This window comes from Mesorhizobium huakuii (assembly GCF_030160235.1).
Lineage (GTDB): Bacteria > Pseudomonadota > Alphaproteobacteria > Rhizobiales > Rhizobiaceae > Mesorhizobium > Mesorhizobium huakuii.
The window spans coordinates 91,014-106,509 of the sequence record NZ_BSNY01000007.1; the positions used below are offsets into that span (position 1 = coordinate 91,014).

Consider the following 15,496-nt stretch of genomic DNA (forward strand, 5'->3'; position numbering starts at 1 on the left):
GTCAGAACCTGAAATTCGACATCTTGAACATCATCAAATTGCCCAGCATCAGCCAGGTCACCGACCCGCCGATCAGGTACCAGGTTTTCGGCTCGTCCCAGACATCGCGGTAGAAACCCGGCATCAGCGCCATGATGGCGGCAAACAGCAGCGCCGGTATCGCCGTCAGTATGTAGGCCGACATGCGGCCCTCGGTCGAGATGGCGCGCACCTTGCGGCGCAACTTGCCGCGCTCGCGGATCGTCAGCGCCAGGCCGTCGAGGATTTCGCGCAGATTGCCGCCCGAACTGGACTGGATGGAAACGGCGGTGATGAACAGCGGCAGATCCTCATGGCCGACCCTGTCGAACAGCGAATTCAACGCCGAGACCAGGTCCGAACCATAGGTCACCTCATCGGCGATGACACCGAACTCGGTGCCGATCGGATCGGGCATTTCGCGCGACACCATGGCGATGGCCACCGGCACAGGGTGACCGGCCTTGAGGCCGCGCGTGATCAGTTCCAGCGCCTCGGGCAGTTGCATGCCGAAGCGCTTGAGCCGACGCTTGCGCATGGAGCGCATCACCATCACCGGCACCAGCGGCAGCAGTGCGACGAACAGGAGAAGCCCCATCAGCAGCGGCAAGCCATACCAGATGGCGACCAGGGTCATGGCCATCGCCACGCCGGAGGTGATCATCAGGAATTTCGACAGCGGCATGATCATGCCCGACTGCGTGCGCAGCGCACGGAACCGGTCCGGCGAAAACAGCGACGTGCCGGCGTCGAGGCCTCGCTCCTTGCGCAGCTGGATCAGCACCTGCTCCTGGCTGATCTTGCTTTCCTGCAGCTTCATGCGCCGGTTGATGGCGGTGCGCTTGTCGCTGCGGCCGGCATAGAGCAGATAGCAGGCCTCGGCGATCATGATGCCGGTAAGTGCTGCCCCGGCATAGACGACATAGATTGCGCTCAGCCCGTCGAACACCCAGCTACTCCTGCGGCCGGCCGGGTTCGAAGTAGCGTCCGGGGAACTCGATGCCCATGGCACGCAGATCCTCGAGGAAGCGCGGCCGGATGCCGGTCGCCTCGAAATAGCCGAGAATGCCGCCATCGGCATCCATGCCGGTGCGCACGAAGCGGAAGATCTCCTGCATCTGGATGACGTCGCCTTCCATGCCGGTCACCTCGGCGACGCTCGTCACCTTGCGCTTGCCGTCGGAAAGCCGGGTCAGCTGCACGATGATGTCGATGGCGCTGGCGATCTGGCTGCGGATCGACTGCACCGTCATCGGCATGCCGGTCATGCCCAGCATCTGTTCGAGGCGCGAAATGGCATCGCGCGGCGTGTTGGCGTGGATGGTCGCCATCGACCCTTCATGGCCGGTGTTCATCGCCTGCAGCATGTCGAAAGCCTCCTCGCCGCGGCACTCGCCGAGGATGACCCGGTCGGGGCGCATGCGCAGCGCGTTCTTGACGAGATCGCGCTGCTTGAGTTCGCCATGGCCCTCGATATTGGCGGGCCGCGTCTCCATGCGCGCGACATGCGGCTGCTGCAGCTGAAGTTCGGCCGCGTCCTCGATGGTGATCAAGCGCTCGTCTTCAGGAATGAAGGCCGACAGTGCGTTGAGCATCGTCGTCTTGCCGGTGCCGGTGCCGCCCGAGATGATCGTCGTCTTGCGGGCGTGGACGGCCGCCGCCAGCACTTCGGCCATGTTCTGGGTGATGGCGCCGAATTCGACCAGCTTGTGCAGGCCGAGCTTGTTCTTGGAGAATTTGCGGATCGATACCAGCGGCCCGTCGACGCCAACCGGGCGGATGGCGGCGTTGAAGCGCGAGCCGTCCAGCATGCGGGCATCGACCATCGGCTGCGATTCGTCGACCCGACGGCCAACCGCGGCGACGATTTTGTTAATGATTCTAAGTAGATGCGCCTCATCCTTGAACGGGATATGGACCTGCTGCAGCTTGCCCTTCTTTTCGATGAAGCAGTTCTGGTGGCCGTTGATCAGGATGTCGTTGATGTCGGGATCCTTGAGCAAGGGCTCAAGCGGGCCAAGACCCACCATCTCGTCGACGATATCGTCGACCAACGCTTCGAGTTCGGCGGTGTTGATCGCCATCCGCTCCTGGCGGGTCTTTTCCGAAACGAAATCATGCACCTGCCGGCGCATCTCCTCCTTGGGCAAACGCTCCAGCGCCACCAGGTTGATTTCCTCGAGCAGCATGCGGTGTATGCGCACGCGCGCGTCGAGCACCTTGTTGGCGTTCTTTGCCGGCGCGACGTCAGGCTTTGCCGGCGAAGCCTTCCGGCTGGTCGGGATGACGACCGCATGATGCGCGACCGGCGTTGTATCAGCCGGGCGCTGCGGACGCGCGTCGCGGTTCTGCAGGGTGGAAAAACGGCTGGTCATCCGGCCTTCCTCTTCAAGAAGCCCTTGCCGAGACTAAACAGCGACTTCGATTTGGCTCCGGTCGCGACCGCCTCTTCCGGCAGGATGATCTTCTTCAGATCGTTGACGACATTGGCGTTGGGATCGATCTCGTGCAGCGGCACGCCGCGGTCGACCGCCTCGCGCACCAGCCGGTAGTTGTTGGCGATGCCGCCGACGAAATGCTCGCCAAGGATCTCCTGGACATCCGCCTGCTTGATGCCGTTGTCGAACATCTTCTGCTCGAAACGGTTGACGATGACGTTCGGCTTCACTTCCTTGCCGGCCGTCTCGTAGACCGCCTGGATCAGCCTTTGCGTGTGGCGCAGGCACGGCACCGTCATCTCGGCGACGATATAGAGCTTGTTGGAGCCAAGCAGCACGGTCTCCGTCCAGGGAAACCAGGTGCGCGGCATGTCGATGACGACATTGTCGAAATAGGCCGAGACGAGGTCCAGCATGCGCACCACGACATCGGTCTTGAACGAGCGCATCTCCGACGGATGCGTCGGCGCCGCCAGCACGCAAAGCCCGCTGGCATGCTTGGACAGCATCACGTCGAGCAATTGCCGGTCGAGGCGCTCGGGCTGGTTCTCGATCTCGGTGATGTCGAAACGCGGCTCGAGGTCGAGATATTCGGCACAGGCGCCCTGCTGGAAGTTGAGGTCGACCACGCAGGTCGAGGCGCCGCGCGTCACCGAGTGATGCAGCTGGAACGCGGTCTGCAGCGCCAGCGTCGTGGTGCCGACGCCGCCGGCGGCCGGCATGAAGGTGTAGATCTGCGACTCGGTGTTTTCCTCACGCCCCGGCCCCTGCAGGGCCCGCACCACCGAGCGCACCAGATCGGCCGTGGTGATCGGCTTGACCAGGAAGTCCGCGACCTTGAGCTGCACCAGGATGCGCACGGCGGCGGCGTTGAACTCCTGGGTGACCACGACCACCGGCGCCTTGCCCTCCAGACGGCGCATGATGCGCTGCAGCGACTCGACCTCCTCCAGTCTCGCCGCGTCCATGTCGACGATGATGGCGCCGAAGTCCGCTTCCTGGACCTCGCCGCGCAGTTCGGTGACATTCTTTTCCACCGTCGAGAGCTGGATGATCTCGGAGGCGGCGAATGCGGTCCGCGTGTCCTGCACGAAGGTCCTGTCCGTCGATACGAGCAGGATCTTCTTGGTCTTGATGCCGTTTGCCATTTTTATCAGCCTGTGAGCGCGATCGCCCTTTGGGGTCAGTTGGCCGTGGTCGTCTGCGATGCCTTCGGAGCGGCGGCCTGATCCGGCGTGACCGGAACGGTATCGCCACGCTTGGCGGGCACGAGAAGCCTTGTGTTCTGGACGCCGTATTTCCAGGGATCGACCATCTGCATTACGGTGTTGGCGGCCTGGGCCTCGCCGGAGCCTGGCGTCACCCCTTCGCTGCGTATGTAATCGTCGCTGGTGCAGCCGCCGGCCAAACCGGCAAGAAGCAAGGCGACACTCGATCTCAGGACCAGACGCATGGCTTCAGTCCTTCGGCAGGTCGAGGAAGTGCCCGACCGTGGTGGCGGGAGCGGTCCGTGCGGCGCTGCCATCGGCCAGCGCCAGCGCGCGGCCGGTGTCCGACGCCTTCACTTCCTCGGTGTTGTTGAGGAAATAGTCGACATTGCTGGCCGGTTGCGTACCGTCGGTCGGTTCGACCATTTTCTTCGACGGATCGACCGGCTTGACCAGATAGGGCGTGACGATGATGACCAGATCGGTCTCGCGCCGCTGGTAGGATTTCGACGAGAACAGCGATCCGAGCACCGGCATCTTGCCAAGGCCGGGAATGCGCGACGTGGTGATGTCGTTTTGCGACTGCAGCAGTCCCGCGATCATGAAGCTCTGGCCGTTCTTGAGGTCGACCGACGTCTTGGCGCGGCGTACGATGAAGCCCGGCACCGAAATGCTGCCGATATTGTAGGACGCCGACGCATCGATAGAGGAGACTTCCGGCGCGATGTCGAGGCTGACCAGACCGTCCTTGAGCACGGTCGGGGTAAAATCCAGGCTGACGCCGTATTTCTTGTAGCTGACGGAGATCTTGCCGTTGTCTTCGGAGACCGGGATCGGGAATTCGCCGCCGGCGAGGAAGCTCGCCGTTTCGCCGGAACGGGCAATGAGATTCGGTTCCGCCAGCCGGCGGGCAAGACCACGCTCTTCCAGTGCCTTGATGGCGATATCGATCGACACGCCGTTCGACAGCAGTCGGCCGATGATTTCACCGGTTCCCGCCGCCGGCACCGTGCCGGGGTCGAGCGAAACATCGCGCCCGCCGAAACCGTAGGCGAAATTGGCAGCGTATTTGGCGCCCAGATCCTGCCCCGCCTGACGGTTGATCTCGACGAAGCGGACGTTGAGCTGAACCTGTTGCGACGACGAGATGTTGACCGAGTTGATCACTTCCTCGGTGCCGGAAAAACGGGTGGCGATCTTGTTCGCCTTTTCGGCGGCGACCGCATCATCCGCCTCGCCCGACAGCACGACACGGCCATTGGCCGAGCCGACCTTGATCTTGGCATCCGGCACGCTGGCGCGGATGGTGCTGGCCAGCTGATCCGTGTCGAGCGTCACCTCGATGTCGACGGTACCGACGAGCTGCTTCTTCTCGTCGAACAGCGCAATGCCGGTGGTGCCGAGATTGTTGCCGAGCACATAAAAGGATTTGTCGGTCAGTGGATTGACGTTGGCGATCTCGGGATCGCCGATGACGATCTGGTAGAAGGCGGCACTCGTCACGATCGTCTTGGGCTTGCCCTTGGCGACCTTGATCGACGCATTCTTGGTCGCCGAGACATAGACGATGTCATTGTCCGCCTTGGCCACGCCGGGCAAGGCGAGCATTGCGCTCGCAACCAGCGCGGCAGCCATCGCCAGAGCACGCGCAAAGCGCGATCGATCCATCATTCGATATAGGGTACGCATCAACATTGCCCTGTCCCGTCCGGTCCCCACCGGCCTTTACTTCTGGTCCCGCTCAGGAACCTGATATTCCTCGGCCTTCGTGCCGCGCGTCACGATGACCGTCTTGAATTTCGGCTTCTCCGGCTCCTTGGTCATCGCATCGAACAGCGAGCCGGCCGCGGCCTGGGCCTTCGCCGCCACCGATCCGCCAAAGGACGAGATGGTGGTGACGCCGTTCTTGCCGTCGCCGCCTTCGCTGGCGGAGCGCAGCGACAGCGACAGCGTGCCGACGGTGCGGGCGAGCGCCACTTTCTGCGCGCCTTCGGTCGTCACTTCGATAGTCACCGAATTCGTGATCTGCGGCGTCGTCTGGCGCTCGTCGGCACCCTGGCCGACGCTCAGCACCTTGGCGTCGGCAACGACGATTTCCGAGGTGATGGTCGAACCGGCCGCGCCTTGCGCGTTCTTGGCGACCTCCTGGATTTCGCCGGCATCGCGCGTCAGCACGACATCGACGCGGTCGCCCGGCGTGACGAAGCCGCCGACACCGGCGATCTCGTCGGTACGGATGGTCACCGCCCGCATTCCGGGCGTCAGCATGTTGGAGAGCGTCGCGCGGCCGTTCGGCCCCGACAGCTTGGTCAGCAGCACCGGTTCGTTGACCTCGATCGGCGACAGCACGATGCGATTGCCCTCGCCGAGCAATCCATCGATGGTGGCAAAGGCGCCTTGCGGCAGGGAATCCTGCGGCCACGGGATTTCGATCAGCTTGGCGCGGTCGAGTTCCTGGCCGTAGCGCAACGGCGCGTTCGCCACCACGATGGTCTTGAACTCGATCCTGGGCGGTGCCGGAGCGGCGATCGAAGCCGTCTTCTCCTCGGCAGCGGGCTTGGCCTGGCTCTTGACCCAGAAATCCGCGGCAAAGATCGAGATCGCACCGAAAACGGCGGCGATGCCGATCATCGTTATGGCCTTGCCCCTCACGCCGAAAACCCCTGATGCCCGTCGTTTCTTTTTATGTTGGGCTCACGCTAGGCCGCTTTGTTAAAGAATCAGGAATGTAGAACGGTGGTATTGGACCTATTTCCGCCCGCTTGGTTATCGAATGGTTTTAGGATAAGACGGGTCAAATCCCCGAACGTAACAGGAACCTCCGTCGCTTGGCGCTGAAAAGCGTGGCAGTATCGACGGGTGATTCGCAGCATCGGACCCTATGGCAGGCATGGACGACAACAACGATCTCTTCGGCAATATGGACAAGCAGCCGCAGCCCGTTCGCACACCGGCGCGCCCGGCGGACCCGCTTGTGCAGGCAGCGGCCAAGCGTCCGGCCGCGACCAAGGATGGCAGCGAGGGCTATAGCGCCGCCGACATCGAGGTGCTCGAGGGCCTGGAGCCGGTGCGCCGCCGGCCAGGCATGTATATTGGCGGCACCGACGACAAGGCGATGCACCATCTGTTCGCCGAGGTCATCGACAATTCGATGGACGAGGCGGTTGCCGGCCATGCCACCTTCATCGATGTCGAGCTTTCGGCCGATGGGTTCCTGACCGTTACCGACAATGGCCGCGGCATCCCGGTCGATCCGCATCCGAAATTCAAGAAGCCGGCGCTCGAAGTCATCATGACGACGCTGCATTCGGGCGGCAAATTCGACTCCAAGGTCTACGAGACCTCCGGCGGCCTGCACGGCGTCGGCGTTTCCGTGGTCAACGCGCTGTCGGATCATCTCGAGGTCGAGGTTGCGCGTGGCCGCCAGCTCTACCGCCAGCGCTTTTCGCGCGGCATTCCGGTAAGCGGCCTGGAGCAGCTTGGCGAGGTCCACAACCGGCGCGGAACGAAAATCCGCTTCCATCCCGACGAGCAGATCTTCGGCAAGGGCGCGGCCTTCGAACCGGCGCGCCTCTACCGCATGACGCGCTCGAAAGCCTATCTGTTCGGCGGCGTGGAAATCCGCTGGACCTGCGATCCTTCGCTGATCAAGGAAAAGGACCAGACGCCGGCCAAGGCGGAGTTTCATTTCCCTGGCGGCCTGAAGGACTATCTCAAGGCGTCGCTCGGCGACGACTTTCAGGTCACCCGCGAAATCTTTGCGGGGAAAAGCGAAAAGCAAGGCGGCCATGGCTCGCTCGAATGGGCGGTGACGTGGTTCGGCGGCGACGGCTTCATCAATTCCTACTGCAACACAATCCCGACCGGCGAAGGCGGCACCCACGAGGCCGGCTTCCGCAACGTGCTGACCAGGGGCTTGCGCGCTTATGCCGATCTCGTCGGCAACAAGCGCGCCTCGATCGTCACCTCGGAAGATGTCATGATCTCGGCGGCCGGCATGCTGTCCGTGTTCATCCGCGAGCCCGAATTCGTCGGCCAGACCAAGGACAGGCTGGCGACGATCGAGGCAATCCGCATTGTCGAGACGGCGATCCGCGATCCGTTCGACCATTGGCTGGCGGACAATCCGCAGGAAGCCTCGAAGCTGCTGGAGTGGGTGATCGCGCGCGCCGACGAGCGGGTGCGCCGGCGCCAGGAAAAAGAAGTGTCGCGCAAGAGCGCGGTGCGCAAATTGCGCCTGCCGGGCAAGCTTGCCGATTGCACGCAGAATGCCGCTGCCGGTGCCGAACTGTTCATCGTCGAAGGTGACTCCGCCGGCGGTTCGGCCAAGCAGGCGCGCGACCGCGCCAGCCAGGCAGTGCTGCCATTGCGCGGAAAAATCCTCAACGTCGCCAGCGCCGGCAATGACAAGCTGGCCGCCAACCAGCAGATATCGGACTTGATCCAGGCGCTCGGCTGCGGCACGCGATCAAAGTACCGCGACGAGGATTTGCGCTATGACCGCGTGATCATCATGACCGACGCCGACGTCGACGGCGCCCATATCGCCTCGCTGCTGATCACCTTCTTCTACCAGGAGATGCCGGCGCTGGTGCGCGGCGGCCATCTCTATCTGGCGGTGCCGCCGCTTTACTCGATCCGGCAAGGCGGCAAGGTTGCGTACGCCCGCGACGATGCGCACAAGGACGAGCTCTTGCGCACCGAATTCACCGGACGCGGCAAGGTCGAGCTTGGCCGCTTCAAGGGCCTGGGCGAGATGATGGCCTCCCAGCTCAAGGAGACCACGATGGACCCGAGAAAGCGCACGCTTCTGCGGGTCGACGTGATCGACGCCGAGGCAGCGACCAAGGACGCGGTCGACGCGCTGATGGGCACCAAGCCGGAAGCCCGCTTCCGCTTCATCCAGGAACGTGCCGAATTCGCCGAGACGGAAGTGCTGGATATCTAGCCGCTGGCCAGTTTAGCTTGCGCTTCCGAGAAGGAGACCGGCACGTGACCTGGGCACGGCTGAAAGCCTATTTCGAGACGAGCCTGGCCGGGTTGACGCAGCCGACGCGCTCGGACTGGATTTTCGCCCTGCGCACCGTTTCGGCCGGCCTGATCGCGCTGCTCGCCGCCTACGCCCTCAAGCTCGATCACCCGCAATGGGCGATGATGACGGTGTTCATCGTCGCCCAGCCGGTCGCGGGCATGGTGCTGGCGAAAGGCTTCTACCGCTTGCTCGGCACGCTGGCCGGCGGGCTGGCGGCGATCGGCATCACCACGGTCTTCGGCACCAACCCATGGGTTCTGGTGACGGTGCTCGCCGTCTGGATCGGCATCTGCACCTTCGTTTCCTCGCTGCTGCGCAATCCCGAAGCCTATGGTGCGGCACTTGCCGGCTACACGGCGATGATCATCGGCCTGCCTGCCTTCGGACAGCCGCATCTGGTCGTCGATCTCGCTGTCGCCCGTTGCGCGGAAATCGTGCTTGGCATCGTCTGCGCCGGCGTGACCAGCCGGCTGATTCTGCCGAAACTGGCCAGCGATGCCATCATCTCGCGGCTGAAACGCTGCATTCTCGACCTTGCCACCTATGCCGCGGGTGCCTTCTCGGGCGGTGATACAGCGACACTTTCCGCACTGCATCGCAAACTCGTCGCGGACACCCAGACACTCGGCGAAATGCGTGCCTATGCCAGGCTGGAAGCGCCGAGCTTCGCGCCGCGTGCCCACCCGGTGCGGCGCACCATCGGACAATTGCTCTCGGCCCTGTCGGCGGCACGCGCGCTGCATTCGCACGCCGCTCCGAAGAACGCCGCCCTCATCCCGGTGCGATCGGAATTGCAGGCCCTTGTCGGCGAATTGGCGGCTAAGCCCGGCGCACTGGACGATACGACCCCTTGGGTGGAACAGCTCGACGCGATCTCGGCCAAGGCCCGGCAACTGCCCGATGCCTCAGTCGACCAGGGTGACGACAGGGTCGGCACCATCACCCGCCTTACCATCGCAGCCGATTTCGCCGAGGCGCTGAAGCAGGTGCTGCGCGGGCTCGATGCCTTGCGCGCGCCGGTCACACGCACCGGCCGCGCCAGCAGGCAGCCTGCGCTGGTGGTGCACCGCGACTACCCCGGCGCATCGCGCAATGCCGTGCGTGCTGCCCTTGCCACCTTGCTGGTCGCGGCCTTCTGGCTGACGACGAAATGGTCCGAGGCGGCTGGCACGGTCATACTCGTTGCCGTCGTATCCAGCCTTTTCGCAGCTCGTCCCGATCCCGTGCAGGTATCCTGGGGATTCTTCAAGGGAACGCTGCTGGCCTTGCCCTTTGCCTTCCTCGTCGGCCAGATCGCATTGCCTGCCCTGCCCGGCTTCGGCTGGTTCGTCCTGTTTGTCGTGCCGATCCTGGTGCCGACGGCGCTGGGCATGGCCAATCCGCGCTATGTCGGCATAGCCACGGCCTTCGCCATCAACTTCCTCGCGTTCCTCAGCCCGCATCAGGCGATGACCTACGATCCTGGCCCGTTCTTCGCCGGCTCGGCGTCCGTGCTGGTTGGCATCCTGCTGGCGATCGGCGTCTTCATTGTCGTGCTGCCCGCCGATCCCTGGCTCGCGGCGAACCGGATCGTGCGGGCCATGCGCGAGGATTTGGCACGGCTTTGCCTGCACGAGCGCGTGCCGAGGCGTTCGGCCTTCGAAAGCCTCGCCTATGACCGCATCAACCAGTTGATGCCGCTGGTGCAGAACTCCGGCAGGAAGGGCGAGGCGGTGTTGGGCGGCGGCGTCGCCGCCGTCACGGTGGGCCTGGAGATCCTGCGGCTGCGCGGCGCGAGCCAAAACCACGCCATCCCGTCCGAAACCACGGCTTCGATCGCCAATTTCCTGAGAGGGCTGGCGCGCGAACTGCTGTTCCGCGCCCCCGGCGATCCGCGGACAGCGACCGTCGCTGTCGCCCGACAGTATGCGGCTGGTATCGCCCAGCGGAATGTCACCGGCGACATGCTGCAGATCGCGGCATCCCTGCGCATCATTGCCGCCGCGATGGAGGATTTTCCGGACTTCTTCGCAAAAGACCCAGGCTAGGCCGCCGCGATCGCCAGCGCATGGCCGCGTGCGTTTTCGCGCAGCGCGTCGAGATGGATCGACTTGACTAGGGCCGCGAGATCGCCTTCCGCGGATTGCCCGCCCAACTCCTTGAGCATCAGCCAGCTGACTTCCTGCACGCCGGCGACGCGCTTGCCATTGGCGACCTCCCGCCAGATTTTCAAGGCACGCAGGATGATCGCATGCGTTGCCACGGCCAGGCCCGCGCTGCGGAACAATGCCTGCAGGGCCACGTCGTGGCCGCCGGCCAGCAGCGCCCTCACCCGCGGCTCGGATTGCTGGCCGAGTGCCACCAGCGTGGAGCCGAAGAAATCGACCTTGCCATGCGCGATGGTGCGGATGAGGAAGCTCGCGGTGAGATCGCCGCGCAGCCTGAGATGTTCGATCAGCGCGGCATGTTCTTCCTGGCGCGTGCCCTCGATCAGTGTCACCGATGCCTTGACGCAGGCGTCCCGCAGGACGCGATCGGCCCTCGCGGCGCCCATCAATGCCATCACCAGCGGCGATGTCTTCAATGTCTCGCCGAGCTTGATCAGCAGCATGTGCCGGCAGTCGGCCGGAAGCCTGACATCTGATATCAGCGCCTCGCGCACCTGCGGCAGATGCCCATGGCGTTCGGCCATGCGGCGGAAGCTCAGCGAAGCGATGTCGGCGCCGCTATTGGCAAGCAGCACCGCGCAGGCTTCCGCCTCGCCGATCTCGGCGATCGCCGCCGACAGCGCCATCGAAACGACAGGACGGTCGGCGATCAGCTTCTGCGTCGCCTTCTGGCTCGCCGCCACGCGATTGATCAGATCGGCGTCGGTGAGCAGCGGCGAACGCGCCAGCACCACGCCGGCGACTTCCGGCTGGTCGGACGCCAGCGCACTGATGATCTGCAGCGGCGCGTGGTGGCTCATCGAGAGCGCCTCGGCCATCGCCAGCCGCACCTTCGACGAGGCATCGTCGAGCAGCAGCGTCAGCGCCGCTTCCGCCGCGCAGCGATCCTCGAACGGCAATTCGGAATTGACATAGGCCCGGGCCAGCGCATTGGCCGCGGCGGCGCGCTCGGACACTCTTGCCGTGTAGATCCATTTCAGGAAATGCGAAACAACAACCATGCCCGTCTGCTTACGCCCCATGCCGGAAGGTTTCCGGCCCCGCTGGAGACGGTAGGCAGAAATGGTTTACGAACGGTTCACCATGTTCATTAACTGGCTTGCGAGCCCTGGATGCAGCGCTTATCAACCGTCAATCAGCGCAGGAGACTGAAAAATGGCCGGCTTATACCTTGAGGAGTTCGTCGTCGGCCACGTCTTCCAGCACACGCTTCGCAAGACCGTCACCGAGAGCGACAACATGCTGTTTTCGGTGATGACGCTGAACCCGCAGCCGCTGCATATCGATTTCGATTTCGCCGCCAGGAGCGAATGGGGCAAGCCGCTGGTCAACTCGCTCTTCACGCTCGGCCTGATGATCGGCATTTCGGTCAACGACATCACGGTCGGCACGACGGTCGCCAATCTCGGCATGAAGGAAACCACCTTTCCGCATCCGGTCTTCCACGGCGACACCATCCGCGTCGAGACCACTGTCATCTCGGTGCGGGAATCGAAATCCAAGCCGGATCGCGGCATCGTCGAATTCGAACACCGCGCCTACAACCAGCATGGCGACCTGGTCGCCAAGTGCACCAGGCAAGCGATGATGCTGAAGAAGGCCGCCTGATGCGCTCGCTGCTGTTCGTCCCCGGCGATTCCGAGCGCAAGCTGGAAAAGGGATTCGGCGCCGGCGCCGACGTGGTGATCGTCGACCTCGAGGATTCCGTGGCGCCGCAGAACAAGGCAGCCGCGCGAGACATTGCGGCACGCTTTATTGCCGAACACAGAGGGCAAACCAGCTCGGCGATCTACATCAGGGTCAACGACCTCTCGACCGGTTTGACGGATGACGATCTTGCAGCGCTCGTTCCGGCAAAGCCGGACGGCATCATGCTGCCGAAGTCCAACAGCGGGCAGGATGTGCAGCAACTCTCGGCAAAACTCAGGGTCGGGGAGGCCGAGAACGGCCTGCCCGACGGCTCGATCAAAATTCTGCCGATCATCACCGAAACCCCCGCGGGTCTGCTCGCCGCCGCGACCTATGCCGGCGCGAGCGCGCGGCTCGCCGGTCTCACCTGGGGCGCGGAAGATCTTTCGGCGGTGATCGGCGCGCGCGCGGCCCGCGACGAGCACGGCCGCTATACCGACGTGTTCCGCCACGCGCGCCTGACGACCATCCTGGCTGCCGGAGCCGCGGAGGTCGCGGCGATCGACACCGTGTTCCCGAACTTTCGCGACATGGCCGCCTTCGCGGTGGAATGCGCGGAGGCCGAGCGCGACGGCTTCACCGGCAAGATGGCGATCCACCCCGATCAGGTGCCCGTCATCAACGCCGCCTTCACGCCCTCGGCCGAGGCGGTGAAACAGTCGGCGGCGATCGTCGCGGCGTTCGAGGCGGCGGGAAATCCCGGCGTCGTCGGCATTGACGGCAAGATGTTCGACCGCCCGCATCTGCGGCTGGCGGAACGGCTGCTGGCGCGCGCCAAGGCAGCCGGGATCTCCGCCTAGAGCGTTTCACCGTTTCATGGAAACGGCGAACCGCTCTAACTCTTTGTTTTGACGCAATTCCTGACGGAAAACCGCTCACACTTTTCCTGGAATTGCTCTAGTCTGGCGAGCCTTTGCTCTTCAGTCCCGCGCCAGAACGATGATCCGGTCCTCCGGCAGATAGGCCAGCGCTTCCGACCTCAGCGGATTGACGGTGACGCCGCCCAGCGCCCGCTGGTCGGCATCTCCGGCGCGGATGCGCCGGTAGCCTATGGCGATCTCGCCGCGCAGCCGCGCCGATTCGGCGATCGTCCAGAAGGTCAAGGGCCGGTCGATGGCGACATAGTCGGCGACCGGCCGCATGTAGATTTCGGAGCCCTGCTCGTCGAGCAGATCATCGAAGATCGCGGCGAGATACTGGTTCTCGAACGCCTGCGCCAGCATCAGGCTGACCAGCCGGTTGCTGACGACGAAATCATCGGCCTTGGTCACCGCCGCGAGCTCGCGGTTGCGTACGTCGATCATCTCGCTGACGATCGAGATGTGCCGGCCGGCCTCGTCGGCGATCTTGCGAAGATGCAGCAGCGTCACAAGCGTGCGCGTGTCGGCCGGCTGCGCCGCCATGGTTTCGCTGTAGCCGAGGACCAGCACGTGGTCGTAGGAAGGCACGTCCAGGCTCGAAAGCGCCTTGCTGCTCGACGTGTCGGTGATGCGGCAGGAAACCGACAGATTGTCGCCCTCGACCGGCAGTCCGGCAACTTCCTGCTCGAGGCCAGGCGTATCGGCGGCGATGGTCAGGATCGAACCAGGCGCGACGTAGCGCGACAGTTCATAGGTGATGATCGGGCCGCGCCGATTCCAGCCGAGGATCAGTGTGCGCTCCGGCTTCACCTCGACGGACCGCGGGCCGCGGATCGCCGCCGTATCGATCTTGATACCGGCGCTTCCGAGCCTGATCGCGGCATCGTCCTCGGCGATGATGATGGCGCGCATGTCCTTGCCGACCACCGTATCTGACGGCGGGTTGAGATTGACGCGCCCCTTTTGGTCGCAAAGCCCGATCAGCGCGCAATGCTCATAGGCCATCACCGCCTCGCCGAAGGTCTTGCCGGTGAGCTCCGGCTGAGCGGTCGTGTAGATTTCGCAGCCGTCGAAATCGAGCAACTCCGAATAGACGCCGCTGAGGCCCGACTGCCGGCTCGAATGCACGACGATGCGCGAGATCAGCTGGTCGGCGAGCACGAGTTGCACCTCGGCGCCGCCGACGACGCGGGCGACCTCGGCATTCTTGCCGTCGCGGATTTCGGCGGCGATGTTGTAGGGATCGGGGCGCCGGCTCGGGTCGTTGACCAGCGCCAGGACCGTCTTGATGACCTGCGAATCCGGGTCATCGCCGTCCGGCGACAGCACGATGACCGACCGCGAGGTCTGCGGATTGACGATGGCGAGATCATAGAGATCGGTCGGATCGCCGCTGCGGCAGATGATGCGCGTATTGCCCAGTTTGCCGACCTTGGCCGCAATCTCGTCCTCCATCGCGACCTTGTCCATATTGGCCATCACGACGATGCGCGGACGGCGGCGGCTGGCATTGGCGATGACCAGTTCGGAGATCACGTCGAAGATCGACGGCGACCAGTTGAGGATGACGGTGTGATCGGCCTCCAGCACGCGCGAACGGCCCTTGCGCAATTCGTCGAGCTTGCCGTCGACTCCGGCGCTTAGCACGCCGATGAGGGCCGACACGACGAAGATGCCGGCAAGCGTGACGACCAGCATGACGAGGCGGAAGGCCCAGCCGGTGTCGCCGCCCATCGTACCGGAATCGAGCGTGCGCATCAGCGATTCCCAGAACGCTTCGAAGAAATTCAGCGGCTCGCCGCCCTCCGGCGCGATGCGGGTCACGGCAAGGAAAGCCGCGGCAGCAATGATGATCAGCAGGGAAACGACGGCAAGCCAGCCGATCAGCGCGATCGGGCCGGCGGCCATGCTCTTGTCGAAGCCGTAGCGCAGCCGGGTTCCCAGCGAGTCGCGTTTCTTCATGCCAGTGGTGCCCCCGCACTATCCCCAAGGTCGATGCGCCAACCCAGCGCATCGCCGAAGCCGCTCTCTTAGCCTGTGTTCAGAAGGAGGGGAATCGCTTTTCGCATGGTCACGGCTAAGGAAACCGCAGTATGGCGAAAAC

The 15,496-nt window shown here is 64.0% G+C and carries 12 protein-coding genes; 4 read left to right on the top strand and 8 right to left on the bottom strand.

Annotated elements, in window-relative coordinates:
* Window position 1 precedes the first annotated feature (1 nt).
* The 6 genes from QQK95_RS01765 to cpaB are packed head-to-tail and all read right to left on the bottom strand — an operon-like array spanning window position 2 to window position 6,316.
* On the bottom strand, window positions 2–967 hold the full coding sequence (locus tag QQK95_RS01765) for a type II secretion system F family protein (protein ID WP_284268225.1): 966 nt from the start codon (window positions 965–967) through the stop codon (window positions 2–4).
* Window positions 968–971: 4 nt separating this feature from the next.
* Complete coding sequence (locus QQK95_RS01770) at window positions 972–2,393, bottom strand: CpaF family protein (RefSeq protein ID WP_284268227.1); 1,422 nt, start codon at window positions 2,391–2,393, stop codon at window positions 972–974.
* On the bottom strand, window positions 2,390–3,604 hold the full coding sequence (locus tag QQK95_RS01775; protein WP_284268229.1) for an AAA family ATPase: 1,215 nt from the start codon (window positions 3,602–3,604) through the stop codon (window positions 2,390–2,392). Before QQK95_RS01775 ends, QQK95_RS01770 begins: the two co-directional genes overlap by 4 nt.
* A 35-nt stretch (window positions 3,605–3,639) precedes the next feature.
* Window positions 3,640–3,909: a hypothetical protein gene (locus tag QQK95_RS01780; protein WP_284268231.1), complete on the bottom strand. Its 270-nt coding sequence runs from the start codon at window positions 3,907–3,909 to the stop codon at window positions 3,640–3,642.
* A gap of 4 nt (window positions 3,910–3,913) precedes the next feature.
* Window positions 3,914–5,359 (bottom strand): type II and III secretion system protein family protein, encoded by a 1,446-nt coding sequence (locus QQK95_RS01785; protein WP_409371644.1) that lies wholly within the window; start codon window positions 5,357–5,359, stop codon window positions 3,914–3,916.
* 30 nt (window positions 5,360–5,389) lie between these two features.
* On the bottom strand, window positions 5,390–6,316 hold the full coding sequence (cpaB, locus tag QQK95_RS01790; RefSeq protein ID WP_284268232.1) for a Flp pilus assembly protein CpaB: 927 nt from the start codon (window positions 6,314–6,316) through the stop codon (window positions 5,390–5,392).
* 238 nt (window positions 6,317–6,554) lie between these two features.
* On the opposite strand from cpaB, the gene parE reads away from it, so the two are divergent.
* Together parE and QQK95_RS01800 are read left to right on the top strand one after the other, a co-directional pair.
* Window positions 6,555–8,612 (top strand): DNA topoisomerase IV subunit B, encoded by a 2,058-nt coding sequence (parE, locus tag QQK95_RS01795; RefSeq protein ID WP_284268234.1) that lies wholly within the window; start codon window positions 6,555–6,557, stop codon window positions 8,610–8,612.
* 44 nt (window positions 8,613–8,656) lie between these two features.
* Window positions 8,657–10,723, top strand: a complete 2,067-nt coding sequence (locus QQK95_RS01800) for an FUSC family protein (RefSeq protein WP_284268236.1) — start codon at window positions 8,657–8,659, stop codon at window positions 10,721–10,723.
* Here the strand turns inward: QQK95_RS01800 and QQK95_RS01805 are convergent.
* Complete coding sequence (locus tag QQK95_RS01805) at window positions 10,720–11,844, bottom strand: DUF2336 domain-containing protein (RefSeq protein ID WP_284268238.1); 1,125 nt, start codon at window positions 11,842–11,844, stop codon at window positions 10,720–10,722. The two genes, QQK95_RS01800 and QQK95_RS01805, sit on opposite strands and share 4 nt — an antisense overlap.
* A gap of 154 nt (window positions 11,845–11,998) precedes the next feature.
* Here QQK95_RS01805 and QQK95_RS01810 point away from each other — a divergent pair, with 154 nt between their 5' ends.
* Window positions 11,999–12,451, top strand: coding sequence for a MaoC family dehydratase (locus QQK95_RS01810; RefSeq protein ID WP_183460092.1), 453 nt, complete (start codon window positions 11,999–12,001; stop codon window positions 12,449–12,451).
* Window positions 12,451–13,332 carry an HpcH/HpaI aldolase/citrate lyase family protein gene (locus QQK95_RS01815; protein ID WP_284268241.1) on the top strand — a complete coding sequence of 294 codons (882 nt, stop codon included), beginning with the start codon at window positions 12,451–12,453 and terminating at the stop codon, window positions 13,330–13,332. The genes QQK95_RS01810 and QQK95_RS01815 overlap by 1 nt, the downstream gene beginning before the upstream one ends.
* A 120-nt stretch (window positions 13,333–13,452) precedes the next feature.
* On the opposite strand, the gene QQK95_RS01820 is transcribed toward QQK95_RS01815, so the two are convergent.
* Window positions 13,453–15,354 carry a CASTOR/POLLUX-related putative ion channel gene (locus QQK95_RS01820; protein WP_284268243.1) on the bottom strand — a complete coding sequence of 634 codons (1,902 nt, stop codon included), beginning with the start codon at window positions 15,352–15,354 and terminating at the stop codon, window positions 13,453–13,455.
* Between the last annotated feature and the right edge of the window lie 142 nt (window positions 15,355–15,496).

What these genes read in the sequence shown, in the direction of transcription:
- QQK95_RS01815 (WP_284268241.1), top strand. Translation starts at nt 12,451, where the DNA reads ATGCGCTCGCTGCTGTTCGTCCCCGGCGATTCCGAGCGCAAGCTGGAA.
- QQK95_RS01770 (WP_284268227.1), bottom strand. Translation starts at nt 2,393, where the DNA reads ATGACCAGCCGTTTTTCCACCCTGCAGAACCGCGACGCGCGTCCGCAG.
- QQK95_RS01820 (WP_284268243.1), bottom strand. Translation starts at nt 15,354, where the DNA reads ATGAAGAAACGCGACTCGCTGGGAACCCGGCTGCGCTACGGCTTCGAC.
- QQK95_RS01785 (WP_409371644.1), bottom strand. Translation starts at nt 5,359, where the DNA reads ATGTTGATGCGTACCCTATATCGAATGATGGATCGATCGCGCTTTGCG.
- QQK95_RS01780 (WP_284268231.1), bottom strand. Translation starts at nt 3,909, where the DNA reads ATGCGTCTGGTCCTGAGATCGAGTGTCGCCTTGCTTCTTGCCGGTTTG.
- parE (WP_284268234.1), top strand. Translation starts at nt 6,555, where the DNA reads ATGGACGACAACAACGATCTCTTCGGCAATATGGACAAGCAGCCGCAG.
- QQK95_RS01810 (WP_183460092.1), top strand. Translation starts at nt 11,999, where the DNA reads ATGGCCGGCTTATACCTTGAGGAGTTCGTCGTCGGCCACGTCTTCCAG.
- QQK95_RS01775 (WP_284268229.1), bottom strand. Translation starts at nt 3,604, where the DNA reads ATGGCAAACGGCATCAAGACCAAGAAGATCCTGCTCGTATCGACGGAC.
- QQK95_RS01805 (WP_284268238.1), bottom strand. Translation starts at nt 11,844, where the DNA reads ATGGTTGTTGTTTCGCATTTCCTGAAATGGATCTACACGGCAAGAGTG.